This window comes from Streptococcus mutans, from assembly GCF_006739205.1.
Taxonomy (GTDB): Bacteria; Bacillota; Bacilli; order Lactobacillales; family Streptococcaceae; genus Streptococcus; species Streptococcus mutans.
Genome location: NZ_AP019720.1, coordinates 101,379 through 128,290, shown reverse-complemented (window position 1 = coordinate 128,290; position 26,912 = coordinate 101,379). Strand labels below are relative to the sequence as shown.

General features: G+C 36.3%; 20 protein-coding genes, 1 tRNA gene and 2 pseudogenes. 7 read left to right on the top strand and 16 right to left on the bottom strand.

Translation table 11 applies throughout. The features are described 5' to 3' along the window. Positions 1 to 29 precede the first annotated feature (29 nt). Positions 30 to 4,430: a PolC-type DNA polymerase III gene (locus FNL60_RS00670; protein WP_002265177.1), complete on the bottom strand. Its 4,401-nt coding sequence runs from the start codon at positions 4,428 to 4,430 to the stop codon at positions 30 to 32. A gap of 232 nt (positions 4,431 to 4,662) precedes the next feature. Here FNL60_RS00670 and FNL60_RS00665 point away from each other — a divergent pair, with 232 nt between their 5' ends. Next, a complete protein-coding gene (locus tag FNL60_RS00665) occupies positions 4,663 to 5,991 on the top strand; it encodes an MATE family efflux transporter (RefSeq protein ID WP_002279189.1) in 1,329 nt (442 codons plus the stop codon). Positions 5,992 to 6,043: 52 nt separating this feature from the next. Here the strand turns inward: FNL60_RS00665 and rpmB are convergent, their stop codons facing one another. Next, the gene (gene rpmB / locus FNL60_RS00660) at positions 6,044 to 6,232 is read right to left on the bottom strand and encodes a 50S ribosomal protein L28 (RefSeq protein ID WP_002263485.1); all 189 of its coding nucleotides are present in this window, start codon (positions 6,230 to 6,232) and stop codon (positions 6,044 to 6,046) included. Positions 6,233 to 6,690: 458 nt separating this feature from the next. Here rpmB and FNL60_RS00655 point away from each other — a divergent pair, with 458 nt between their 5' ends. The 3 genes from FNL60_RS00655 (at position 6,691) to FNL60_RS00645 (ending at position 10,634) form a co-directional block, all read left to right on the top strand. Further along, positions 6,691 to 7,809 (top strand): S-(hydroxymethyl)glutathione dehydrogenase/class III alcohol dehydrogenase, encoded by a 1,119-nt coding sequence (locus tag FNL60_RS00655; RefSeq protein WP_002265176.1) that lies wholly within the window; start codon positions 6,691 to 6,693, stop codon positions 7,807 to 7,809. A 10-nt stretch (positions 7,810 to 7,819) separates the two neighbouring features. Further along, on the top strand, positions 7,820 to 8,662 hold the full coding sequence (gene fghA / locus FNL60_RS00650) for an S-formylglutathione hydrolase (RefSeq protein ID WP_002280272.1): 843 nt from the start codon (positions 7,820 to 7,822) through the stop codon (positions 8,660 to 8,662). A gap of 616 nt (positions 8,663 to 9,278) precedes the next feature. Continuing rightward, positions 9,279 to 10,634 (top strand): hypothetical protein, encoded by a 1,356-nt coding sequence (locus FNL60_RS00645; RefSeq protein WP_002280273.1) that lies wholly within the window; start codon positions 9,279 to 9,281, stop codon positions 10,632 to 10,634. Between the two features lie 100 nt (positions 10,635 to 10,734). Here FNL60_RS00645 and lacD read toward each other — a convergent pair whose 3' ends face one another. Genes lacD through pfkB form a run of 4 tightly spaced genes read right to left on the bottom strand, consistent with a single transcriptional unit; the run spans position 10,735 to position 14,546 of the window. Then, positions 10,735 to 11,724, bottom strand: a complete 990-nt coding sequence (gene lacD / locus FNL60_RS00640; protein ID WP_002265910.1) for a tagatose-bisphosphate aldolase — start codon at positions 11,722 to 11,724, stop codon at positions 10,735 to 10,737. A 17-nt stretch (positions 11,725 to 11,741) separates the two neighbouring features. Beyond that, positions 11,742 to 12,194 (bottom strand): PTS sugar transporter subunit IIA, encoded by a 453-nt coding sequence (locus FNL60_RS00635; protein WP_002263697.1) that lies wholly within the window; start codon positions 12,192 to 12,194, stop codon positions 11,742 to 11,744. A gap of 14 nt (positions 12,195 to 12,208) precedes the next feature. Then, the gene (locus FNL60_RS00630; protein WP_002280274.1) at positions 12,209 to 13,609 is read right to left on the bottom strand and encodes a PTS fructose transporter subunit IIC; all 1,401 of its coding nucleotides are present in this window, start codon (positions 13,607 to 13,609) and stop codon (positions 12,209 to 12,211) included. A 4-nt stretch (positions 13,610 to 13,613) separates the two neighbouring features. Further along, a complete protein-coding gene (gene pfkB / locus FNL60_RS00625) occupies positions 13,614 to 14,546 on the bottom strand; it encodes a 1-phosphofructokinase (protein WP_002263695.1) in 933 nt (310 codons plus the stop codon). 128 nt (positions 14,547 to 14,674) lie between these two features. On the opposite strand from pfkB, the gene FNL60_RS00620 reads away from it, so the two are divergent. Together FNL60_RS00620 and FNL60_RS00615 are read left to right on the top strand one after the other, a co-directional pair. Further along, positions 14,675 to 15,424, top strand: coding sequence for a MurR/RpiR family transcriptional regulator (locus FNL60_RS00620; protein ID WP_002263694.1), 750 nt, complete (start codon positions 14,675 to 14,677; stop codon positions 15,422 to 15,424). Between the two features lie 320 nt (positions 15,425 to 15,744). Beyond that, entirely contained in the window at positions 15,745 to 16,605 is an 861-nt protein-coding gene (locus tag FNL60_RS00615) for an Rgg/GadR/MutR family transcriptional regulator (protein WP_018110233.1), read from the top strand. A gap of 22 nt (positions 16,606 to 16,627) precedes the next feature. On the opposite strand, the pseudogene FNL60_RS00610 reads toward FNL60_RS00615, so the two are convergent. The 3 genes and pseudogenes from FNL60_RS00610 to FNL60_RS00595 form a co-directional block, all read right to left on the bottom strand. Further along, positions 16,628 to 17,847: pseudogene (locus FNL60_RS00610) on the bottom strand (MFS transporter). 164 nt (positions 17,848 to 18,011) lie between these two features. Further along, positions 18,012 to 18,149: a class I SAM-dependent methyltransferase gene (locus tag FNL60_RS10445; RefSeq protein WP_002263691.1), complete on the bottom strand. Its 138-nt coding sequence runs from the start codon at positions 18,147 to 18,149 to the stop codon at positions 18,012 to 18,014. Between the two features lie 648 nt (positions 18,150 to 18,797). Further along, a tRNA-Thr gene (locus tag FNL60_RS00595) sits at positions 18,798 to 18,870 on the bottom strand. A 277-nt stretch (positions 18,871 to 19,147) separates the two neighbouring features. Here FNL60_RS00595 and FNL60_RS00590 point away from each other — a divergent pair. Beyond that, a pseudogene (locus FNL60_RS00590) lies at positions 19,148 to 19,843 on the top strand (transposase family protein). 95 nt (positions 19,844 to 19,938) lie between these two features. Here FNL60_RS00590 and FNL60_RS00585 read toward each other — a convergent pair. The 7 genes from FNL60_RS00585 to FNL60_RS00555 all read right to left on the bottom strand — a co-directional run bounded on the left by FNL60_RS00585 (position 19,939) and on the right by FNL60_RS00555 (position 26,864). After that, positions 19,939 to 20,937 (bottom strand): LacI family DNA-binding transcriptional regulator, encoded by a 999-nt coding sequence (locus FNL60_RS00585; RefSeq protein WP_002263583.1) that lies wholly within the window; start codon positions 20,935 to 20,937, stop codon positions 19,939 to 19,941. After that, positions 20,938 to 23,133, bottom strand: coding sequence for a glycoside hydrolase family 31 protein (locus FNL60_RS00580; protein WP_002280324.1), 2,196 nt, complete (start codon positions 23,131 to 23,133; stop codon positions 20,938 to 20,940). Beyond that, complete coding sequence (locus tag FNL60_RS00575; protein ID WP_002263581.1) at positions 23,133 to 23,546, bottom strand: PTS sugar transporter subunit IIA; 414 nt, start codon at positions 23,544 to 23,546, stop codon at positions 23,133 to 23,135. Before FNL60_RS00575 ends, FNL60_RS00580 begins: the two co-directional genes overlap by 1 nt. Then, positions 23,546 to 24,364: a PTS system mannose/fructose/sorbose family transporter subunit IID gene (locus FNL60_RS00570; RefSeq protein WP_002263580.1), complete on the bottom strand. Its 819-nt coding sequence runs from the start codon at positions 24,362 to 24,364 to the stop codon at positions 23,546 to 23,548. The genes FNL60_RS00575 and FNL60_RS00570 overlap by 1 nt, the downstream gene beginning before the upstream one ends. Next, entirely contained in the window at positions 24,357 to 25,154 is a 798-nt protein-coding gene (locus FNL60_RS00565; RefSeq protein ID WP_002263579.1) for a PTS mannose/fructose/sorbose/N-acetylgalactosamine transporter subunit IIC, read from the bottom strand. Before FNL60_RS00565 ends, FNL60_RS00570 begins: the two co-directional genes overlap by 8 nt. A 12-nt stretch (positions 25,155 to 25,166) precedes the next feature. Next, positions 25,167 to 25,658: a PTS system mannose/fructose/N-acetylgalactosamine-transporter subunit IIB gene (locus FNL60_RS00560; protein ID WP_002263578.1), complete on the bottom strand. Its 492-nt coding sequence runs from the start codon at positions 25,656 to 25,658 to the stop codon at positions 25,167 to 25,169. Between the two features lie 324 nt (positions 25,659 to 25,982). Continuing rightward, a complete protein-coding gene (locus FNL60_RS00555; RefSeq protein ID WP_002280323.1) occupies positions 25,983 to 26,864 on the bottom strand; it encodes a class II fructose-bisphosphate aldolase in 882 nt (293 codons plus the stop codon). Positions 26,865 to 26,912: the final 48 nt, after the last annotated feature.

Here is a 26,912-nt window from a genome sequence, read left to right as displayed (position 1 = left end):
AAAAAAATTTATCCTAACCTCCTATCACATTAAAAGAAATCATCAAAAAGTGACAATTGATTATCTTCAGGCATACTGCCTAAAATTCCCATATCGCTCATCTTTTCAACCAAAGTTGATGACAAACCGCCGCGTTTACGCAGTTCTGTCTTAGAAAGAAACTCTCCTTCATTACGTGCTTTTACGATTTGTTTGGCAACATTTTCGCCCAAACCTTCCAAAGCCACAAAAGGAGGTATCAATGTATCGCCATCAATGATAAATTCAGTGGCATCACTGCGATACAAGTCCAGCTGTCCAAATTTGAAACCTCTCTCCAACATTTCATTGACAATTTCTAAGGTTGTAAAAAGATCAATCTCAACATTTGAAGCTTGGTTGATTTTTCTCTTTTGACTAATATCAGCCATGCGTGCCTTAACAGCATCCAAACCAGCACTCATTGTCTTTAATTCAAAAGCCTTGGCACGAATAGAGAAATAAGCACAGTAATAATAAATTGGGTGATGCACCTTAAAATAAGCAACACGAAGAGCCATCAAGACATAAGCCGCCGCATGGGCTTTAGGAAACATGTATTTAATTTTTCCGCAGGATTCAATATACCAATCCGGCACATTATTCTCACGCATGGCTGAGATATACCCGTTTCGCTCTTCCTCCGAAATCTTCAGCCAAGCCCCTTTACGTACACGCTCCATAATAGTAAAGGCCATCTTAGGTTCTAAACCAGCGTGCATAAGATAAACCATAATATCATCACGACAACCAATAACCGTTGACAGCGTTGCAATGCCTTGTTTGATGAGATCCTGTGCATTGCCCAACCACACATCTGTACCATGTGAAAGTCCTGATAATTGTAAAAGCTCCGCAAATGTCGTTGGATGGGTCTCATCCACCATTCCACGAACAAAGTTGGTTCCAAATTCAGGAATTCCTAGCATTCCAGTCGGTGTTCCAATCTCTTCCTCAGTAACTCCCAAGACTTCTGTTCCTGAAAACAGTTTCATAACTTCTGGATCGTCAGCAGGAATTGTTTTTGGATCAATACCAGACAAATCCTGCAGCTTGCGAATCATGGTGGGATCATCATGACCAAGCACATCAAGTTTAAGAACATTTTCATCAATATCATGGAAGTTAAAGTGGGTTGTTTGCCATTCGGCTGTTAAATCATCCGCAGGATACTGAACAGGTGTAAAATCATAAACATCCATATAGTTTGGAATAACAACGATCCCACCGGGGTGCTGTCCAGTTGTTCGTTTGACACCGGCTGAACCCTGCGCCAGCCTATCAACTTCTGCATCGCGGTAAAACTTGCCATAATCTCTTTCGTAGCCTTTGACAAAGCCATAAGCCGTTCTATCTGCAACCGTACCAACTGTTCCTGCACGAAAGGCGTATTCTTCACCAAAAATATCACGAACATCTAAGTGAGCACTCGGCTGATCATCACCTGAAAAGTTTAAGTCAATATCAGGAACTTTGTCTCCGTCAAAACCAAGGAAGGTCTCAAAAGGAATATCCTGACCATCTTTCTTGTACGGAGTGCCGCATTCCGAACAGATTTTATCAGGCAAATCATAGCCTGAACCCACAGAACCATCCGTAATAAATTCAGAATGTTTACAGTCTGGATTGGGACAAATATAGTGTGGCGGCATAGGATTCACTTCTGTAATACCAATCATGGTTGCCACAAAACTAGAACCAACCGAACCTCTAGAACCAACCAGATAACCACGTTCATTAGAACGATTTACCAGCATCTGTGAAGCCAGATAAATCACCGCAAATCCATTCCCCAAAATGGAAGTCAACTCTTTTTCAATACGCAAGTCAATGATATCCGGAAGAGGATTGCCATAAATTTCAAAGGCCTTTTCATAAGTCATCTCAGCGACTTTTTCTTCAGAATTCTCAATAAAAGGTGTATAGAGGTCTGTTTTAACAACTTCAACATCTTCAAAACGCTCAACCATCTCATTTGGATTTTTAATGACAATGTCACGGGCTAAATCTTCGCCTAAAAAAGCAAATTCATCCAACATCTCATTGGTTGTTCTAAAATGAGCCTTGGGCAGAGGAGCTGGCTGAGCATTTTCACCACGCCCAATAGGACGATTAATCATAGCTCCCTGTCCCAGACTTCTAACAATGATTTCACGATAAATTTCGTCTTCCGGTTCCAGATAATGGACATCACCAGTTGCCAAGACAGGCTTATCTAAACGACGACCAACTTCAATAAGATCTTTAATAATTTGCTGAATTCCTGCTTCATCTTTGATTAATTCACGAGCAAGAAGAGGTTCATAAAGAGCAGGTGGCATGACTTCAATAAAATCATAATACTTGGCTACCTCCACAGCATCTTCAACCCCTTTTGAGAGAACCGTATCAAAAACTTCACCATCAGAGCAGGCTGTCCCCAGTAAGAGGCCATCACGATACTGATCAAGAATCGTTCTTGGTATTCTAGCCACACCTGCAAAATAAGTAACATTGGATAGACTGACTAATTTAAATAAATTTTTCAACCCTTTTTGATTCAGGACATAAATGGTTGCATGCTTTACCCGAGCTTTCTTGTAAGAATTATCATCAACAATTTTAGTATTAAGATCTAAAAGATTGTTGACCCCATGCTTTTCTTTCGCCTCTTTAAGAAAGATAAAGAGAAGACGACCAGTTGCCTCAGCGTCGTAATTAGCCATGTGGTGGTGCTCAAGCGATACCTGAAAGCGTTTAGTCAAGGGACCTAAACCATGACGTTTGTATTCTGGATAAAGATTTCGTGCAAATTCCAAGGTATCAATGACTGGCTGCGTAATCTTTGGCAGGTCATGCCTTTCATAATTGGCATTCATAAAGCCAACGTCAAAAGTGGCGTTATGGGCAACTAAAACTGTATCTTGACAAAAGGACTGAAATTCCTGCAATACTTGTAAAATGGGCTTAGCCCCTTTCACATGCTGATCTGTGATCCCTGTTAAATCGGTTGTAAACTGACTAAGCGGATGCCCGGGATCAATAAACTCATCAAATTGCTCAACAATATTTCCTTTATGCATCTTAGAAGCTGCAATCTGAATCAAATCATTATTGATGGCTGAAAGTCCTGTAGTTTCCACGTCAAAAACAACATAGGTCGCTTCATTCATATCCATGTCAACTTCATTGTAGACAATAGGTACACGGTCCTCAACAAGATTAGCCTCCAAGCCAAAGAGAACCTTAATACCATTCTTTTTACCTGCATGATAGCCATGAGGGAAACTCTGAACATTGCCATGATCCGTAATAGCAACCGCAGGATGACCAAACTGAGCCGCCTTGGCCACTAATTGCTCAACTGTTGGCAAAGCATCCATGGTTGACATATTGGTATGAGCGTGAAATTCAACACGTTTTTCCCCTTGGGGCATTAAGTCCTTACGCTCTTTATGAACAATGGTCTTGACATTTTGGACATTCATGGTTAGGGCTTTTGTAAAAGGATTATTCTCGATATTGCCACGCACGCGCAACCAAGCACCCTTAGAAATCATGTCATATTTCTTTAATTCTTCATCATCCTTAGCCCACTTTTGCATCGGAAAACTGGAGGTATAATCCGTCATTTTAAAATTGATGATATGACGTCCGGTTCTTGTTGTCTTGCGTTCCACATCAAAAACAAGCCCTTCAAATGTGATACGATTTTCCTCAGTTTCAATTTCAGCCATAGGCGTAATCTCAGCCTTTTCAAAAGCTGCTTGCCGATCCTTGATTCGCTCTTTGAAATTAGATACGGATTTAGGCGTTTCTTCAGGCGACGGCATTGAAGCTTCTAATGATTTTTGAATTTCTAACGTTTCTTGACTAGCCTTTTGAATTTGCTGCTGACGAGAGGATTCAAAATGATGTTTTATTTCCTCTGTCATTTTTTGATTAGATACAATGTCAAAACTTAATTTCCCAAACCCAAACGCTTCAAACTGCTTTTCAAGATTAGGTAAATGATTCTTTCGAAAATGATCATTATTGACAAATTGCGGCGCTGAAATAAGAACTTTCCCATCAGTATAGGAAACAGTTAAGTGCGAAAAAGAGCTTTTAAAACTAGCACTATTGCAAGTCGGCTGCTTAAAAGCCTCCTGATAATAAGCCTGCAAAAGCTCGTTAGAAAATTCAGCATTCTCCACTTCAATGTCAAAAACAGCCTTAATATCAGCTGTTTCAAAACTCGTCACTAATCTGCTTCTTAACTCCTGATAAAAATCAATTGGTAAGATGGTCTCAAAAGAAAAACGGAAATCCCAAATCCGACTCTCAGGATAAACCTTCACTTCCACAATATCAGCAGATGAAAAAACCCTTGAATTCTTCATTTCAAGCGGCATCTCAATCTGATCCATCAATTTTTTAAACAATTCCGACATATCATTTCCTCGCATTACTAAGACCATTTTAACATAATTCAACAGGATTGACGACTAAAAGTCAGCAGGAAAATTTAAAGCAGAATCTGCTGCTGACTGGCTTTGATAAAATTGTCTTGCTGACAATTTTACTCATACGATAGCGATCCTTTTCGTTTATAATAGTATTGTGCAATATTGTACGGATTGTATGGTTTTTTACTTTACTATAGCGATTAAAAGGAGCAGATAAATGACGGACTTAACCAAGGGAAGTGAATTAAAAACAATCTTATATTTTTCCATTCCTATTCTTTTAGGAAATTTATGTGAACAATTGTATAATGTGACGGATACTGCAATTGTTGGAAATCTTGTGGGTACAAAAGGACTGGCTGCTGTCGGAGCCAGTACCCAAGTCGTTACGCTGACAGTTGCTCTCTCAACAGGAGTTTCCATTGGAGCCAGCGTGTTAATATCTCAACTTTATGGAGCAAAGCATTTCCAAAAAATGAAAAGCGTTCTGGATACCAACTTGATGTTCACAAGTATACTGGCCTTTGTGTTAACCCTTTTCGGTATCTATTATGCAAACCCTTTTTTAAAGCAGTTAAATGTTCCACAACCTTTATTACCTGAGGCCGACAGCTATTTAAAAATTATTTTGTTAGGCTTAGTTCCACTTTTTGCTTACAATACTTTAGCAAATTGTTTAAGAGGAATAGGGGATTCTAAAACACCAACTTTTATTTTAATCAGTTCGATCTGTCTGAATGCCTCTTTGGACATTATTTTCATCGCCGTTTTTCACCAAGGCAGTGCTGGAGCTGCTATGGCCACAGTGTTCGCTCAACTTTTTTCTTTTCTTATCTGTTTAATTTATATGAAAAAGAAATATCCCCAATTATCGCCTGACTTGTTCCATTTAAAATGGCAGCTTAAAACATTACAAAAATCTTTAGCCATTGGTCTTCCCGCCATGATGCAACAGGTTTTCATTAGTTTTGGCTTTCTTGTCATTCAATTTCTTGTCAACAGCTTTGGAACAAGTGCTATTGCTGCTTACACAGCTGCTTCTAAGGTTGACTCTTTTGCAGAAATGCCCGCTGTTAATCTTGGACAAGCCTTAATGAATTTCACAGCTCAAAATGAAGGTGCTGGAAAAGGAAAGCGGATTACAAAAGGAGGCAATCATACCTTGCTTTTTTCAATAGGCTTATCGGTTAGCATATCTGTTATCATTTATATTTTTGCTCCAGTCCTCATTTCTATTTTTAACCGTGATGCAACCGTTGTGCAGATCGGTCAGCAATACCTACATATCGTATCAGTCTTTTATCCCATTTTCGGAGCTATGCAAGTTCTTAATGGCATTCTGTTAGGTTACGGAAAGTCACTTCTTCCTTTAATTGCTTCTATAACAACTTTCTGTATTCTTCAAGTGCCTTTAGCTGTTTTACTCTCGCACACTTCGTTAGGCTTCAATGGTATTTGGATGGCTGCTCCTTTTGGCTGGACAGCAGGATTTCTGATGCGCTTAATCTATTTCAGATATCTTTTAAAAAGAAAAAATCAAGGTTAAGCATAACAGAAATATAAACAAACCAACAAAAAAAGCCCGCAGGCTCTTCACATTATACACGCTCAACTTTACCAGACTTAAGAGCACGAGCTGAAGCCCAAACTTTTTTAGGTTTACCGTCAATAAGAACAGTTACCTTTTGAAGATTTGGTTTTGCAACACGTTTTGTTTTGTTCATCGCATGTGAACGGTTATTTGCTGATACAGTTTTACGTCCTGTAAAATAACATACTTTAGCCATTTAACTGTTTTCCTCCTACTTAGTTTAAGGTGAATTCACCACATACTTTAGCATTATAGCAAAATAAAAACCATTTGACAATAGCTACTAAAGTATTGCACAGTAGACATGTGAAGAAAAGCAATTATCTATAAACAAAAGGCAGCAAACAATTGACCTCGAACGGTACTTATATGTTAAGATAATACAAAGGTCAGTTTATGGAACTTTGAATGATTTCTTATGCCATAACATGGCCTGATTTTTAATAGACTTGTTGGGAAACTAACTATTTTCTTTAAGCAATGGGGGCGGGCTTTTTCAAATCGTTACTTGAAAAGAAGAACGCAATGAAACGGTGGAGTCGGTTGCTTGTGTGCCAATCGCCTAAAACTGGCTGGCAAAAAACAAATCAAATAGATGGAAATAAGCTGCCAAACAAGTCTAATAACAAATAAAACGAAAAGGAGACATAGTTTATGAATACTATCAAAACACGAGCAGCAGTTGCTTGGGCACCCAATGAACCCTTGAAAATTGAAGAGTTGGACCTGATGATGCCACAAAAGGGAGAGGTTATGGTGCATATTACAGCGACAGGAGTCTGTCATACCGATGCCTATACCCTATCAGGAAAAGATTCAGAAGGGATTTTCCCTTGCGTTTTGGGACATGAAGGTGCTGGTATCGTTGAAGCAGTGGGCGAAGGCGTAACAGAGTTTCAGGTCGGTGATCATGTGATCCCGCTTTATACAGCCGAATGCGGTAAATGTGAGTTCTGCCTTTCAGGAAAGACCAACCTATGCTCAGCCGTTCGTGAGACACAAGGCCGCGGTGTCATGCCTGACGGGACAGTTCGTTTCTTTAAGGATGGTCAACCTATTTATCATTATATGGGAACCTCAACATTTGCAGAACATACTGTTGTTTCAGAGTATTCTTTGGTTAAAATACAGGACAATGCGCCGCTTGAAGAAGTCTGTTTGCTGGGCTGCGGTGTAACAACTGGCATGGGGGCTGTTTTGAATACAGCTAAAGTCGAAGAGGGAGCAACTGTGGCCATTTTTGGTCTAGGCGGTATCGGACTAGCTGCTATTATTGGTGCTCGTATGGCTAAAGCCTCTCGAATCATTGCTATTGATATTAATCCCGATAAGTTTGACAAGGCTAGAAAATTGGGAGCTACCGATTTAGTCAATCCCAATAATCATGCTAAACCAATTCAGGAAGTCATTATTGACATAACCAACGGCGGTGTTGATTATTCCTTTGAATGTATCGGAAACGTAGAAGTCATGCGGGCTGCCTTGGAATGCTGCCACAAGGGTTGGGGAGAGAGTACTATCATCGGTGTAGCACCAGCTGGTGCTGAAATTCATACTCGTCCATTTCAATTGGTTACAGGTCGTGTCTGGCGTGGTTCAGCTTTCGGTGGTGTTAAAGGCAAAACACAGCTGCCGGGAATTGTTGGACAATATATGGCTGGCGAGTTTGCATTGAGTGATTTTATTACCCATACCATGTCTCTAGAGCAGATTAACGATGCCTTTGACTTGATGCATGAAGGCAAATCTATTCGCACAGTCATTCATTACTGAGGAGGCAGGCATGAAACAACTATCAAAAAATAAAATATTTGGTGGCTGGCATGAGCGCTACAGCCATTCGTCAAAGACAACGAATACTGAGATGACCTTTGCCATTTATCTGCCGCCTCAGGCAGCAGATAGGAGGGTCCCTGTTCTTTATTTCCTATCTGGTTTGACTTGCACAGATGAAAACTTTTCAACCAAAGCTGGTGCTCAGCAGTATGCTGCCAAATATGGCTTGGCCTTAGTCATACCAGATACGTCACCTAGGGGTAAGAATGTGCCTGATGATAAAACTTATGACTTAGGACAAGGAGCTGGTTTTTATCTCAACGCAACTCAGAATCCTTGGTCACAACATTACCACATGTATGACTATATTGTAGAAGAATTGCCAGAGCTGATTGAAGCGAATTTCCCTGTAACGAATCAACGGTCTATTTTTGGACATAGTATGGGTGGTCATGGCGCTTTACAAATCGGTTTAAAAAATCCAGATTGTTATGCTGCCATCTCTGCTTTTGCACCTATTGTCAATCCGAGCAATGTCCCTTGGGGGAAAAAAGCTTTCTCTGCTTATCTTGGCAAGGACGAGAAGACTTGGGCAGCCTATGACAGCAGCAAACTTGTATCACAGGTGAAAAAAGCACGACCAATTCTGATTGATCAAGGGTTAGCAGATAACTTTTATCCAGAACAACTACAGCCAGAAGTTTTTGTTCAGGCTGCTGAGTCAAACGGGATTGAGGTGCTTCTAGATCTGCATGAAGGCTATGATCACAGTTATTATTTTATTGCCAGTTTTGTCGAAAAACATATCACTTTTCATGCTTACTATTTGGGATTAAGGAAAGAACCATAGAAAGTTGAAGGGACAACAATTTCAACAAAGTGTTCTAATCATTTCAGAAGTTGTATTCGTAGTCTTTTTTAACAGTTTCCTTGGGTGGTAGAGATGGCAAAATGAAACGCCAACGCTTATAACTATTGGCTGCGTTTTGCACTAATTTAGTTTCATTCTAAGTTTTAAACTGAAGATTTTGAAAATCCTCTCAATATTATTTCTAACAATTAAACTTCTTTTTATTACAGCGGAAATGGTTCTTTTATTGGGGCTGGAACAAAAATGTTCCAACCTTTTTATTGTACAGTGATTGATGGGTATTTTTGCATTTTGGTTTTTAGATTCAAACCTTTAACAGTCCATTAGACTGATAGCGTATCTGATTCTACGAATATCAGTCTATAGCAATACCTAATCCACTTTGTGGAAACCGGACGACAAAACCAAAATTACGATTTCATGACGATGGATCGTTTTTTGTCCTAGTACTCTCTATTTTTGTTTTTTTTTTTGACTTGACTAAAATAACAAAATGATACTTATTTTGGGAATTTACCAGTATGCTGAAACGGTGACTTGTACTTTCCAATAAGAGTCATTATAATGGTGGTAACTTTGAAAGTTGGTGACTTTAATGAACTCAGTGATAAAAAATACCTCAGCATCACTAGGAGAAGCTTTAGCAGAAGGTGCTGTTATCATTCCAAACATCATCTTTGCAGGACTTTTATATCAGCATTATGGGCAGTATCACTTTTTACTTCCTTTCGTTTTATTATACTCATTTGAAAAAGCAGGGGTCTTCGCCATACAAGGATTTGGCGAATTGAAAAATCCATACAAAGTTTTAAGATATAGCCTCCTGCTAGCTATTTTAGGAACTTGCCTTTGTTTATTTGGTGATTTTTCCTTTTTATTTTGGGAATTGGGTGCTGTTTTAATAGGGCTTGGTTTAGCCAATTACAAGGCACTTTTCAAGACAATCAAAAGTATGTTAAAAGAAAAAAATGAATGGTCCTATAAAAGAACAATAATAATGGCTTATCTTATTTTAGGAATCATCATTTCATTATTTTTATATTTTCGCCATACTTCCATAACCTTAGTTTTTGCTTTCTTTTTGCTTATGTTGCTCACTTCATATGCCTTTATCTGTCAATTGGAACAAGAAGCCAACCTTAGCCAGCAAGTTCCTTTTGAAAGAAAACGAAATGCTTATCTTCATTTTTTTCCAGCCATTGGCATGCTGCTATTTTCTTTTTTTACAAGATTACTTAAACAGACAGCTAATACAAACTATGCTTTGTATATTGGACTTTCTCTTTGCTTATTTATCATTATCGGTCTGCTTTTTAAACCCTTGCATTTTTCTCAACAAGCTTTATTGACTTTATGGTTCGGTGCTGCCAGAAATTTTTTAGTCATCTATAGCCTTATTTACTTTATAGCTACTGATAAACTGTATATGGTTGGACTTTCTTATACAATGCTCGTTCTAGGCTTAATGCTCTCTATGACAAGCAGAAAGAAACTTCAACAGATCATAAATCCATCTTATTTTACTATCGTTTGTTTACTGGCTAGTACAGCAAGTTTTTTATTACTTTTATGGCCCTCAGCTTATCTCCTAGGTATTCTGCTAAGCTCTGCTTTTATTGCTAGCGGCAATCATGTCATTCTCCAAGAATTTACAAGAGATGAGACGTTACCGCTTTTAGAAAGAAGAATTACTCACTCCAAATTTTACGGACTGGGTGCTATTATTCAACAATTTATTTTGTTATTGACTCTGATCGGAGTTTCTTGGAAGCAACATCAATACTCAGCCTTAAGCGCCTATGCATTCTCTAGTAATGTTAAGAATTTAGAAACTATTTTCTTTTATACAAGAGTCACTTGTCTTGTTTTCATTGGAATCGCCGGGATTGGGTTGATAAAACGAAGTTTATCCTATATAGCCAACAACAATCAAAAAAGAACTAATAGCTGAATTCATAAAAAAGGATTATTCATACTTAAATGAATAATTCTTCTTTTATACGACTAATTAAGTTATCATTTCATAACATTTGTCATTATTCCTTAAAAACTCAACCAACTGACACTTTTTCTGTCCAAGGTGATGCAGTTGTTTTTAAAACCTTGTTAAGTTCATTGATATTTTGCAAGCCACTCGTACGCAACCATTGACGTGCTGCTTCCTTTCCTTCTTCCATATAAACCTGAACAGACCCTGCCCATGTGGCACGTCCACAAAGGACACCATTAAACTTAGCACCTGCCTTATGCGCAAAAACAAGCGTTTCTTGAAAAAGCTCTGCACTAACACCAGCGCTTAAGTAAATGTAAGGTAAATCTGTTGAGGCCTCCTGTTCACGAAAGGCTTGTGCTGCTTCTTCTTTACTATACACTACTTCGCCTTCAGCAAACCCTTCAACATATACCATATTAACAGGCACTTCAACCTTAAGAACATCTATACCAAAACGCTCAGCTGAAAAAACTTTCATAGCATCATTGACCTTATGCACCTTTACTTTAGCAAATTCAACACTTGAATTATTTGAGATTGTTTCGTCGTAAGTGAGAATTTCAAGGAAAAACGGAATATCTTCAGCTTGACATTCAGAGCCAATACGCTCAATGTAAGCTTGTTTTTGCACATTAACTTGTGGATCTCCATCAACATCATAATAGAGCAAGAATTTAACAGCGTCAGCACCCGCTTCTTTCAGCCGCTTAATAGACCAGTCCACTAAACAATCTGGCAAACGACTGGTTGTGTTCGCATCATAACCCGTTTTTTCGTAAGCTAACAAGAGTCCTGCTTCCCTATCACGCGCTTGTGCAGCTGGCAAGCCATATTCAGGATCAAGGAGAATAGATGAAGCATAGGGTGTTAATTCTTCTGACACCAGCACTTTCAGTTCTTCCATTTGAGCAACTGTCGGCTCCTTCATCTGATATTGTGCCATCAAACATTTCAAGGCACCGCGTTGATCAAAGGCTAGAGCTGAAATAACGCCATTTGAATCACTGACTTTTGCTAAATAATTATATTTTTGCTGTGATAAAATCATAATTCTCCCTTCATTGATTAGGATGTTAAATCTAATTTTTCAGTTAAAAGCTCTTTTAATTCTAAAATAGTGTCAGCCTCTTTAATCTTTTCTTTAAAAGTCTTATTCACTAGTAAACGAGCTATTTGGGATAATACTTTTAAATGTGTTGTCCCTGCTTCCTTTTCAGGGATGAAGAGTGCTATAACATTATTAATTAATTGACCGTCCATGGAATGCCATTCAACACCCGTCTTAAGTTTTAAAATGGCAATACTAGGTTTAACTATACTTTTGTCTTTGGCATGAGGAATGGCAAAGCCTTCCATCATGCCTGTAGTACCTTCAGACTCCCGCAATTTTAAAGCTTGAACAACGGATTCTGTATTGTTAGCGTAGCCATTATCTACAACTAAAGTTGCTAAATAGTGGAAGACCTCATCCTGAGACTCACATATCAAATTTATTTTTATCAGATTTTCATCAATCATTGTATGCCTCTTTCTTAACCTCTTGCTTTTTCATATTTTGATTTTTGAATGAATCCCATAATAATACCAGCTACTATGGCACCGATTGCAATAGCAAGAACCCAAAGGAAGGCATGGGTAACAACTGGTAGAACTAGAAAGCCACCATGAGGCGCTGGGACCTTAACTTTCCACATATAGGTTAAGATAGCAGCAATAGATGAGCCCAGCATGAAGGTTGGTAACATGCGAAGCGGATCTTTAGCCGCGAAAGGAATCGCCCCTTCGGTAATATGAGTGGAACCTAAAATAAGATTTGCCAAACCAGCATTACGATCATTTTCATCATAATATTTTCTAAAAGCAGTGGTCGCAACAAAAGTAATGAGTGGAGGTGCAATGCATGCTGCTGATACACCAGCCATAAAGGTTGTATTTCCTTGTGCAAGTAGGGCCGTACCCGTAACATAAGCCGCTTTATTAACAGGACCACCCATGTCAAATGCACACATGCAGCCAACAATAACACCAAGAACCAATGGATTAGCATTTTCAAAAGCACCTAGCCATGCCATTAAACTCTTATTAACCCAAGCCATAGGTGAATTAACAACAGCCATAACCATTCCTGTCAAAAAGACACCAAATACAGGATACAAAAAGATTGCCTTTAAGCCATCCAATGATTTTGGTAATTTTTCAAACAGTTTCATGAGACCTAATACAATGTAACCTGCAGCAAAACCAGCGATAATACCACCTAAGAAGCCTGAGCCGCCATTCACCGCCATCATGCCGCCAACAAAACCAGCAGCAAAGCCGGGGCGTTTTGCAATAGACTCTGCAATATAAGCCGCTAGAATAGGAGTCATAACGCCCATCGCAACACCACCAATATCTGTTTTCAGCAGTGCTGCAAACCAATTATATTGTTCGCTTTTAGGATCAAAAGAATAGATACCAAATAAGAAAGAAATGGCTACCAAAACACCACCAGCAACAACAAACGGTAACATATGGGAAACACCATTCATTAAATGTCTATAAACTTGCCGTCCAAAACTTTCTCCCTCAGTATCTGAAGAAAGCTCTGCACTTTCTATTTTAGTGCCGCCCTTAATTTGTCCTTTGCCAGCTAAAGCATCTGCTATTAATTGGTCTGCTTTTTTAATCCCATCAGCAACAGAAACTTCAATAACTCTTTTTCCAGCAAAACGTTCTGCTTGAACATCCTTGTCGGCTGCAATAATAACAGCTTTGGCGCCTGCTATTTCTGCAGGAGTCAATTCATTCTCTACTCCTACTTGTCCATGGGTTTCAACCTTAATAGAAACACCTTTTTCCTTGGCAGCCTGTTCTAGAGCTTCTTGTGCCATAAACGTATGGGCAATACCAGTAGGACAGCCAGTTGCTGCAATAAGTTTAAATTCTGACATAATCTTACTCCTTTATTTTTTTAACCATAATTTGTTCTTTTAATTCATTGACATCACTAAAGTCTGTGATACCACTTCTAAAAGCCGTTGAAGAACCAGCAGCTACACTTTTTGCTAATACCCTTTCTAAAGATTCCTGTCTGATGAATCCTGCCAAAAAGGTCCCCAATAAAGTATCCCCTGCACAGGCTGTGTTCACCACCTTTCCTCTAGGAGCATTAGCCTGATAGACATTAAAGTGAGAATCAATAAAAATAGCTCCATCTTGTCCTAAGGACAAAAGAACATGACGTGCTCCCTTGACAATTAATTGCTTAGCATAAGAAATCAATTGTTCCTCTTCCAATTGATTTTTGCCAAACCAAGTAGCTAATTCCTCCTCATTTGGTTTCAACAAAAAAGGATGAAATGACAAACTATCCATAATGATACAATCACTCACATCAAAAATAAGATTAACACCCTTTTCGTAACATAATTTAGCAATATCATATAGGATTTGCGATGGAACACCTCTGGGTAGGCTGCCAGATACAACAAGATAATCTCCTTTTTTAAATTTAGAAATTTGCTGTAATAGCCTGCATTGAGCAGCTTCATTGACCAAAGGTCCCTGATTGACTAATTTAAATTCCTGACAGGTAGCATTTACTTTAGTAAAGACATTAATTCGTGTCAGTCCTTCTACTTCAACAAAAGGGGCAGCTATCCCTTCAGCTTCTAAATTGTCTGCGACATATTTTCCTGTAAAACCTCCCGAAAAACCAAGAGCAGTGTTCTCAAGCCCAAGTCTTTTCATAATAAAAGACACATTAACGCCCTTCCCATTTGCCTGAATATCATCTGATAAAGCACGATTAACCTTAGACTCATACAGGTGTTCTGTCTCAATAAATAAATCAATGGCTAAATTCATGGTACAAGTATAAATTCCCATAAATGTTTTCCTTTCTAATTTAGTTGCAATTTATTATCATATCCTGTATATTTATGATAGCACTTTCATTTAGAATGAAATTTCTAAATAAATCATTAAAAAGAAAAATTTTTCTAAGGCGGGATTGTATGAAAAATAACAAGAAATTAACCGAAACAGAAGAATACACTTGGCAATACATCACCCGTGATTTCAATGAGATTGGGAAATTAAATATTTCTGAACTGAGTCAAGCTATTAATGTTTCAAATGCAACCATCATTAGAACGCTTAAGAAAAAAGGATATGGCGGTTTTTCAGAATTTAAACACGAAATAGAACAAAAGAAAAATAACAGCCTGCACGTGTTAACTAATAAATCTTTAAAAAAAGATACCAGACGTTCCATCATTAAAAATTATCAAGAAGTCATGCGGACACTTAATACGCTGGATGTTACCGCCATAGAAGAAAGTATTTTAATGATTGAAAAGGCACAGCGCATTATTATCTTTGCTAGGGGATTTTCAGAACTTATCGCTTCTGAAATGCTCGTCAAATTTCAGTTGCTCAATAAATACTGCGAATTACATACTGACCCTAATATTATTCGCCCAGTCAGTGCACGGTTAACATCAAAAGATCTTGTTCTTTTTATTTCCCTTAATGGCGAAACGGTTGCTTTGGTTGATGCTGCTAGAAATTGCATTAAAAATAGGGTTAAAACCATTTTATTGAGCGCTAGTGAAAGCAGTTCTCTAGCTCATTTAACCTCACTACAATTAATAGGTTTTAAAACAGAACTGTCTTACTTTCCAGACTATGAAGTTCACTCACGCTTACCACTTTCTATCCTTTCGCGCATTCTCCTAGATGCTTATGCCGCTAGTTTAAATTGAATGATTATCTAGCTCAAAGCAAAAAGAGAGTAGAGAACAAACGTAATGTTCTCTACTCTCTTTTTAAGTATTTTTATCTCTATGCCAATTGCAGAAATATTTTTTATTTTTCTTTGCAAAGATAATATTAAAACACCCTATATCAATAATTTTAAGGATTTACCCAACTTATAAAATGGTATCTTAATTTTATTTCCCAATAATTAGCTACACCAGAAATTAAGGCTTATACTGATTTTATATGACATCATTTTCAATTATCAAAATGTTATTTTTTTGCTAAAATAGATGGTGTTAACAATAAGTAAAGGAATAATATTTTGACTAAATTAGACTCGTTTCATTTAGGAGAGCTTTATAGAGAACTGCGAGTAGCTAGAGGTCTGAAAATGAAAGATGTAGTTAGTGATAAATTGTCGCAGGCACAATTATCTAAATTTGAAAACGGACAAACGATGTTGTCAGCGGATAAATTATTGACTGCAATATCGGCTATACACATGAGTTTTGCTGAATTTGAGCATGCGTACTATCAATATGAAGACAGTGCCTTTTTTAAACAAGCTAAGTTAATTTCCAAATACCATTCAAATAAAAATATTGAAGGTCTTGAAAAGCTTCTAATAATTCATGATGATAATTCCGAAACTTATGATGTCTATGATAAACTCAATAAACTTGTTATTCGTTGTGCTATTCATGATTTAAACCCAGAATACATTATCTCAGACGACGATAAAGATTTCATTACAACTTACCTTTATAGCATTGAAGAGTGGACAGAATATGAATTGTACATTTTTGGCAATACTTTACAAGTATTATCAGATAGTGACCTTATATTTCTTAGCAAGTCTTTTATAGAAAGAGATTCATTATACTTGTCCATTCCAAATAATAACTTTCGGACTCAATTAGTTGTTCTAAATATTATCTTTGTGCTATTAGAGAGGAAAAAAGATTATTGTGTTCACTATTTTATGAAACACCTAGAATCTATTCTGACTTATCAAGACATGTTTGTAAAAACCACATTTATATTTTTAAAAAAAGTTTTAAACTATCGAGAAGGAAAAGGTACTCATTTAATAGATTTAAAAAAATATATTCATGATGTTGAAGAGCTAGGGCATGAAGATGTTGCAGAATTTCTCAAAGATAATATTGTTAATCTACTATAAGATAAAAAGAACACTTGACAACTCAAGCGTTCTTTTTTGCTAGAAATAGACTAATTACTATCAATAATAAAGCATAAACAATAAAGCCAGAGTAAGCAAGCAGCATACTAATAGTAGATAGCATTGGGAATATCAGGCTTGTTAATGGGGGGCTATTACTAAGAGAGCGTTAACAGTTGTAATAATTCCACCAATTCTTTCGACTGGGTAACGATTAACCACATCAGCAGAAAATCTTGGGGCAACAATTCCTAATAAGAAGGCAAGACTACTATTAGCTAAGAAGATTATCCAAATACTATTAAGATTAAAACCAATACCTATTAGAAGAATCATCACGTCAGACCATACATTGATATGAAAAATAGAATATTTTCTAAGAATTTTTGATGTTAGGCTATTTCCAAGTATCATAGATAATGTCATAATTCCTGATAAGAGAGAAATCTTAACAGGATTACTTAACAGAACTAGTTCATTATTGCTTTTTATAAATAGAGCAAATATAGGAGTTAAACCTCCAAAAAATCCATTAAGCATTGCTAATTGAATGAGATTAATGAGCAATATATTGTCAGATAGAAAAGAACGTAAATTTTCTTTAACAACTAAGAATGTCTTCTCGTGTTCAACTATTTTTAGTTTGTCTTCTTGTTTTTTTAGAGGCGACTTAACCGACCAGTAAAGCAAGGTAACAATTAGGAAAATGAGGGCATTTAGCATCGCTAATAAACTCTCTGTATAAATGGTTAGCAATGATGCACCAATAAAAGTTGCAAAAACGGTAACTAGTTGTGTCCCAACACTGATAAAACCCTGTGCTTCTTCCATATCTTCTGATTTAATCAGTATTTTAGTAAAAGGTGAAAATAGCGCCGTTGAGTAATTCCCACTAATATCAGAAAGCAGATTTAATAAGGAGGCAAATATAACTAAAAGTAAAGTTGGAGGGTATTTAAAAATAAATCCTATACTAATATACATGACTGCTCTGAAAAGAGAACTGCCTATCAAGTGTTTTAGTTTTTGCCTTTGTCTATCAGCTACTACACCTAAAAATAAACTAATTAAGATAGGAAGAGTTTCTGAAGCTGATACTACCATAACTGCTATGCTTCCATCTGTAAGAGAGGTTGCTGTCGTTAGCATTGCTGTATAGAATAGTTTATCTCCAATCTTTGATACGAGATTAATGCTAGCAAGTTGAGTGAAGAGTTTATTTTTCTTGAAAAAATTGAACATTTATTCTCCATTATAAAACGAGGTATATTATAATAATTTGTATTATGCAATGATAATAAGACCTTGTTCTGCTGCCATAGTTCTTCACCTCCTTCAAATAGACTTTTCCTAATGTTACGCAATAATGATGAGACCTTGTTCCGTAGTCATATGCTCATTCCCTTTCATTTATTGTTTATTATTGATTTTTGAGCAGTATTTACTGCTTCGGGATTTATATCAACACCATCCACCATGTAATCTTCATCATTTAATTTTTTTACATGTCGACCAGTACCACAACATAAATCTAAAATAGTCATATCATTTTTCGAAGTGGCTTTTAAAATAATTATTCTTCAAAAAACTAATTTGTGATTCTAATTCTACATTTAACAATTCTGAATATACTTTTGAGTAAGAATAATTAAAAAATCATTTATATCATTATTTGATTGAGCTTTTTCAAAATCTCTTATTTGTTCTAGTTCCAAATTAACACCTCAAATCTTTATTACGTATAATATCACAAAAAATAACTATAACACTTTTTATTCAAATATGAATATTAAATATCGATAATTTTCATATTTAAGAAAAATGGTTACCAATTGACATATAAAAAAGATTGAAGAAACATTATTCTTCAATCTATAATTAAACTAGCGGTCACTATTTTGAATTCATAATATTATTAGTTAATTTTCTAGATTATCGTCGTTCTATTGTTCTCTACGTCCTATATTTTCTCTTTAAGATAGGTAAGCATTTTGGGGAATCGATTCAGAGGCCATTGCTAAAATTTTAAGACATAAAGATATTTCTATGTTGGTAGTTGTTTATGGGTATACCCTATAAGAAAAAATCGAGCAAGAATTTAAAGTTGTTAGAACTTTACTATGATTTCCCAACAAAAATACTTTTAATTAGCGAAAAAGCCCAATTCAAGGGCTTTCTATCTTGTATTTTTATGCCGATTGCAGGACTTGAACCTGTGACCTACGCGTTACGAGTGCGTTGCTCTACCAGCTGAGCTAAATCGGCTAACATTAGTATTTTACTATTTCTAAAAATTTTGTCAACAAAAATAAACAACAAAGATTTCAGAATATTCTGGTCTCGATCAGCATCGTGAAAAACTTTAAAATATATCATTTCAAAACTTTCTTAATAATAACTTGGAACTAAACTATATACTATATCTAAAGAAGAATAAATAAGAAGATTTATACCTAACCCGTGGTGCTAGTTAATCTTTTAGTCCACAAAAAAGTCCATTTGGACTATGCTGTTAGTGAGCAAACGAACAGAAGACATCCAAATGAACGACTTAAATGATACCGCTAAACATCATCACTTGCAATACAGTGGTGGAACGATTAAAAACCATGTGTTCTATTATCGGCGTTATGCACTTAAAGAACTGACGCACCGTCGAAATTCAACTATTGTAAAGTTAATGACAATGCCATTCTTGTTCTTCTAGTACTTCAGGCTGAACTCGGCCTCAAATCTCAACGTCAATTCTATCAGCTATGCCAGATATTTCTTGTAAAAACTGGCTTAGAGAGAACCCGATTTTATTGAAGAGCTCGGTATTTGATTCCCTTATTGAAGCTTATTCATCAAGGCATGACCGAGCCATTCCATCAGGATGATATGGTGATCAGGGATAGCTTTCCCATACCTGTTTGTTTACCAGCTCGCAACGACAAGGTTCGTAGTTTTAGGGATCAAGTAAATCAAGTAACTGTGGCCTACAATCCTCCAAAAAAGATGTGCTTTTACGGCTTTAAAGCCCATATGCTGGTGACCTTGTCAGGATTTATTGTCAATTATGGTGTGACGCCAGCCTCTGTATTGGAGGCTCAAGGCTGAAAGGAGAACCATTGAAGCGCGATTTTCAGTTTTATGTTCTGAGTTTGACATCGAAAGGCCATTAGCGAGAAGTTTAAAGGGGTTGGAGCCTTGGTTAGAGCAGACTATCTTTGCCTATAACCTAGGATTTTTTTACTAGCACCACGGGTATTACCTATATAAAATAAGCATAAATCCTCTGTAAACTATTTCGTTCACTTGACTATTTTATTCCCGGTTTATCTATTACCAGATTTACACTAACCTTTCAGGCTCAACAAAACTAACATCAAATACCTTACTATAATGACTTGGAACCTCCTCGCCATCAATTAACTTTTTTAAAACTTTGACAGCTGCCTTCACCATTGCTTCCACTGGCTGCCTAATGGAAGCAATTTGATAACTGCCTTTTTCTTGCGACTTTGAGCCATCAAACCCTATAATGTTCACTTTGTTTAAATAAGAGGGATTTAGCTCAAAAAGCACTTGTTTAGCAATGACAGCATATTCATCAGTTACACCAAATATGCCATCAAAAGTTAAGACATCTCCAGAAAAATGAGTTTTCAAATAATGGATAAATTCTTCAATATAATTCTCTTTTAAAGAAGCCTCAAAAATGTCAACAGGAAGATTATTTTCTTTCATAATATGTAAAAAACCTTCTGTCCGTTTATCAGTCGCATTATAATGATTTGTTTTTCTTCTCAAAAGTAAGAACCGTTTTGAACCAAATGTGATCAATTTCTCAGCAGCTAATTGACCTCCACCATAATTATCACTGGTAATAAGAGGGACATCTTCTGAAATAAAACGTTCAATGGAAACCAAATTTAATTTCTTCCCAATATTTATGAAATTATAAATATTGGAATAGGACATCGTAATCACACCTGTAACCTGATTCAAGGATGCCATGCGAAGAATTTCTTCTTCTTCATCAGGATCTGCATGAGAATTGGCCAATATCATTTTAAAACCAATTCGATCCAATTCAACTTGCATTCTATAAACCAACTCTGCAAAAAAAGGACTCCACGTCGTTGGTACAATTAGCACAACAGTCGATGTTTTTGATGTTTTTAACTCCCGAGCTCTAGCATTGGGAACATATTTCAACTCTGCAATTGCTTTTTCAATTTTAGCCTTGTTCTCTTCTCGAATAGTAATACCATTGATATAGTTTGATACAGTTCCTCGACTGACATTAGCCAGTTGAGCTACATCATTGATTGTAGGATTTCTTTTCATTTATTTATTATAAGATTCTCTAATATAAGCTATCTCACTTATACTATTGCGTAAATCTATATCCTCCACTGTATTTAGTAGATTTATGAAACTTCCGTATTCATAATCACAATCGATAAAAGCATCATATATCTGTTGTTTTAAATTAAATTCAGTATATGCCTGTTTTAAACGTTTGTCAATTTCATCAAAAACATCATCAATATGAAATTTGTGTATAGTCTTACTAAAGGTTCTCGTCTTAGGAATTATTTTATGAGGATCATCTACAATAATATCTAATTTTTGAGATGCCTCATTCCAATTAAATGACGTTTTTGCCACAGTTCCTTGACTATTTTCATAGAGATCAAAAGCAGCATCTTTGCCTGTAAATATCTCAATATTGATCTTATCAGGTAGTACATCAGCATAAGACATATAATTTTGATTGGTGACAATGATACTGCCTTTTCTAACAAACACAGGAAAGCTATCTAAATTACGATAGGTCTTAATAACAGTATTTCCTTTATATACAAGATGTGTGAAGTAATCAACCCACTCGCCTTTTGGAAGCCATGTTTCGCTAAAGGAGCTTTGTGTTACTTTATCATGCGGTCTTGTAATTGGAGAAACAATCATTTCAGAACCAAATAGATATTCATTCTTAAACTGATAAGCCTTTTCTTGTTCGGGCCATTCATAATATAAGGGTCTGTTTATTGGTATACCAAAAGCATGTGTTTTATAATTAGCTGTATCAATATAAGGTATCAACTTAGCCCTCAATCTTAAAAAATATTCTTGCGCCTCTTCAAAATCTCTTCTATAATTCCAAGGTTCTTTTCCAGAAAATCTATTATCTGAAGAATGCAGACGATTAATCGGGCTAAACACGCCAAATTGGATCCATCTTGTAGCCAATTCTCCATCAAAACGACCTTTCATATGGCCTCCAATATCGTGACTCCACCAAGTGTAACCAATGTTTGCCGCCGTACTTGTAAAATACGGTTGAAATGATAGAGAGTCCCAAGAAATCACTGTATCACCCGAGAACCCCACGGGATACCGATGAGAGCCCGGTCCAGCATATCTACTTAACGTTAATCCACCATTATGCGACTTTTTATTATCTTCATAATGATAGTAATTTAATAACCATAATGGATCCATCTTATCTAGTGTTTTTGCTGCTCCTTGTTGCCAATCAATCCACCAAAAATCTACTCCTTCTCTTTCTAAGGGATGATGAATATTTTCAAAGTAAACTTTTCTAAATGTTTCATCCTCCAAATCGAAGGTTGCAGGCTCTTCAGTATCTACATTTAAGCGAAGTCTTTTAGCAACCTCTTTATACTGATCTTCAAATGCACGAATCCCTGCCGCTGGATGTACATTTAGAGCTACTTTTTTCCCATCAGTATGAAGCCAGTCTATAAATTCTTTAGGGTTTGGAAATAAATCTCTATTCCATGAATACCCCGTCCATCCCGAACCGTATTTTTGAGGAATTTTTCTTCTATGCCAGTCCATATCTAGAACTGAAACACTGATTGGTATTAGCCTCTTATTAAATTGGCGCATCAATTCTATATATCCGTCTTGTGTGTAGGGGAAAAATCTGCTCCACCAATTGCCAAGAGCAAATCTTGGTAACATCGGCGGAAAACCAGTTAAGCGATAAAAATCAGTTAACTCATCTTGATAATCCCTCCCATAGCAAAATAGGTATAAATCTACCGTTCCCTTTCTTCTTGCCACAAATGAATCTGAGTCTTTTATATATAAAAAATTTGTTGAATCATCTAAAGAACTAAAACCATCTTTAGACATAAGACCGTCTTCCAGAGGAACTTCACCATCGGCACGATCCAAAGTTCTGACAGTCCCCTTAAGATTTTTTGTCCCATTTTTCTTACCAAAAAACCATCTATTATGATAAAGAGAACTGGACTTTTTAATATCTACGTATAATGATATTGGAGATAGAGAGCCACCATCATAATACAAGTGAAACGAGGGAGTCACTATTTCCAAGATATGATTATTATGATTTCGGATTATCTCCGCATTAACTTCTCCAAAGGAACGATTTAGTACTGTTGTTGAAGGACGATCTTCAAATACTTTTTCAATATCTTCCTCAATTCTTAGAAGTGAATTTGTAATAATTGAAAAGCGTACTGAACCTTCTCTAATTATTTTTTCCATCACTCATCCCCCTCATCATTTAAATTCATTTCATTTACATACACTAATGATGAACGCGCCTCCTGAACCATATAACTTACCTGTTCTTCTTCCAGATATACTTCCTGATGATTCAAAACCATGGCTAAAATAATAGGTAAGTTCATTCCTGTTATCAGATGTACATGTTCCCTAACTCTATATGGAAAAAATTTTTGATTAACAGATCCCGAGAGTAAATCAGTAAAAATAACGACTTCACATTCTTGGGGAAAATCATTAAAAATTTTCTCGATTTTATCTCCAATCGGTTTCCCATCAGTATAGGCATCTAATGTTACTATATTATTCTGGATACCAGCTAGAAATTCTATGGTACTTTTTAGACCTGATGCCATATGATTATGAGAAGCTATGATGATTCTTCTTTCCATCATTTTACACCTAAAATTCCTGTATATGCTCCTAGCAATGAAACAATAATAATTGCCATAATTATTTTAGTAGGCGTCCACCATTTAGACTCAAGCATTTTGTAAACAACATATGTCAACACCACTGCAAGTAGGGAAGGCATAATAGCATCTAAAATTTTCTCTTGCACTAACAAGGTTACCTTCCCAGCCTTGAAAGTTAAAGGCGTATATACTTTTACGACTGTAGATACCAATGTTCCAACAACCATCAGACCAAAAGCTGACATGGCTTCTGTAAAAAGAGACAACTTATCACTGAAATTAGTGACTAACTTCACACCTGATGTATAACCAATATCAAATAATTTAATACGTATCCAAAATAAAAGGGCTCCAATAATAATCCATGCAATCGTACCTAAAGGATTGCCTTTAACTGCCATATAGCCCGAAATAGAACCCATGATGGTTGGTAATAAAACCCAGATAATGGTGTCCCCAATTCCTGCAAAAGGTCCCATAAGAGAAGTTTTTAATGATTTAACTGCGTCCTTAGTTTGAATTCCATCCTTTTCTTCCATGGCAGTTGTTGCCCCAAGTATAATATTTGCCATTGCAGTCGTTGTATTAAAATAATTAAAATGATTATCCAATGCTTCTTTGTATTCCTCATCATTTGGATATATTTTTCTTAGCAATTTAGCTAAGGACCAAACAACTGAGCTTGCTTGCCCTGTTTCATAGTTATATAATGCTGAACCCATAAACATCCATCTGAGAATAGCATTGTGACGATCACGTTTTGTAATAATATTATTAATTTCTTTTTTATTCATCATAATCTCCTTCATTAATAATGCTTAAAGAGCTCATTTTTTCTTTTGAAGTAACAATTTCTTCAGCTTTACTTTGATAAATCAAAATTGCAGCTGCAGCACCAACAATTGAGACCCCAATGATTGGAACTTTTAAGTAGGTACTAAGTACAAATCCTATTAAAACTGCCCATAAGTATTTCTTTGCAGGCATATAGTGTAATAACAGTGCAATCCCCAATACCGGTAACATTCCACCAGCAATATTTAAACCATCTGTAACCCATTGTGGAATAATATTTAAAATGGATTTGATAACTCCTGGACCTACTGTCACAATAATAGTGACAATAATAACACTTTTTAACATAAACATTATTGGTCCGATCCAACCCCATAATAACATTTGTTTATATTTGCCTTCATGAGCTAATCTTTGCATTTTATGTGCCACAAAATTATTTAAAATTTTTACTAAAACATCAAAATTAATCGCTAATAAACCTACTGGTAAGCCAACTGCTACCGCAGTAGACAAACCCGATCCTGTCCTAATTGCCAAAAACGTACCAACAAGAGCAGCAAGTCCATAATCCGGAACGGAAGCTCCGCCTAGCCCAGCAACACCTAAAGACATTAATTGAAAAGTCCCTCCAATTAAAAGTCCTGTATTGATATCCCCCATTATTAAACCAACAAGCATGCCTGTTGTTACAGCCCAATAATTAAAAATTGTAATTCCAAGATTATCCATTACCACGTAGGCTGACAATAAAATAACTAAAATATTTTGAATAAACTCTATTGACATTTTTGTTCCCTCTCATTTAAATTTTTTATTTTCTATTGCCTTTTCAAAGACAATTACAGAATCATCCGGAATATATTGAATGATGATTGGAATTCCACGTTCCTCAATTTTCTTCAATTCATTTACTTCAGATTGATTCAGATTTACGAACTTACTGACATTTGTCCTAACATCATCAGCAAACACAATTCCTAAGTTTACTCTGGGAATAGAAATACCATTGTCAAGTAATTTAAGCAAAGTAGAAGGTTCTTTGACAATGATAAACACATCTTGCTTATCATAATTACCATTTTTGAAATTTGCAATAGCCTTTTGTGTATCAATAATACTCATGCTTTTCCCAGAGGGCTTCGCCATCCTCATAGAATTTTTTATCTCTGGCTGATTGCTTACAATATCATCAATAATCATAAACCGTTTAGGATTCAGTTTCGAATTCCACTGATTCACTACAATTCCATGGATTAATCTTTGATCTACTCTAGCCTCAACAACTGTCATAATAAATTCCTCCTTAAAATATTGAACGTTCAATTTCTCTCAAAAAACTACTTTAAGTGTAAGCGTTTTAGTGATTATATTATACATGGAACGTTCCATATTGTCAAGAGACCCTTTCTGATTTTCTATAATGATTTTTTGTAGTTTCTAGATTTCAAGCCTTAATTTTTACTATACTTTTTCGTTTATCCATGGTGCATCATTAATTCTAATTTTAATCTTGTGCCTCCCTCAAAAGAGAAAACAAAAAGACTGAAGAAATTATCCAAAATAGGATTTCCTCAGTCTAGGGAAAGAGAATCTTTCAATTTGTTAACCAAGTAATTAAGCTTTACCTTCTGAACCAAAGACATCAATACGTTCTTCAACCGCTTCTGTAATAGCTTCAAAACCTGGTTTCAAGAATTTACGTGGGTCAAAGAGTTTTTTCTTGTCGTATTCTGCTTCATTTGCTTCGTATTCAGCAGCAAATTTACGTGTAGCATTAGCAAATGCGATTTGACATTCAGTATTAACGTTAACTTTGGCAACACCAAGTTTAATTGCTGCGCGGATTTGGTCATCAGGAATACCTGAACCACCGTGAAGTACAATTGGGAAACCTGAAACAGCCTCTGTCAATTTTTTCAAATGATCAAGGTCAAGACCTTCCCAATTTGCTGGGTACGGACCGTGAATATTACCAATACCAGCTGCCAAGAAATCAATACCGGTTTCGACCATTGCTTTAGCGTCATCAATTGGTGCCAATTCACCGCGGCCGATGATACCATCTTCTTCACCACCGATAGTACCAACTTCAGCTTCTACTGAAATACCTTTAGCATGTGCTTTTGCAACAACTTCTTTAGCTTTTTCAAGGTTTTCTTCAACTGGAAGATGAGAACCATCAAACATAATTGAAGTATAGCCAACTTCGATACATTCAAGAGCATCTTCATAATGACCATGGTCAAGGTGGATAGCAACTGGTACAGTGATTCCCATTGATTCTACAAGAGTTTCGATAAGAACTTTACAAAGTTTATAACCACCCATATATTTGGCAGCACCCATAGAAGTTTGAATGAGAACAGGAGCTTTTTTAGCTTCTGCTGCACGCAAGATAGCTTGAGTCCATTCAAGGTTGTTAGTGTTAAATCCACCGACAGCATAACCATTATCACGAGCTGCTTGGACAAATTTTTCTGCTGAAACGATTGCCATTTTTAAAGGCCTCCTAAATATTTTTTGGGTCAAACCCATTACGTTGTT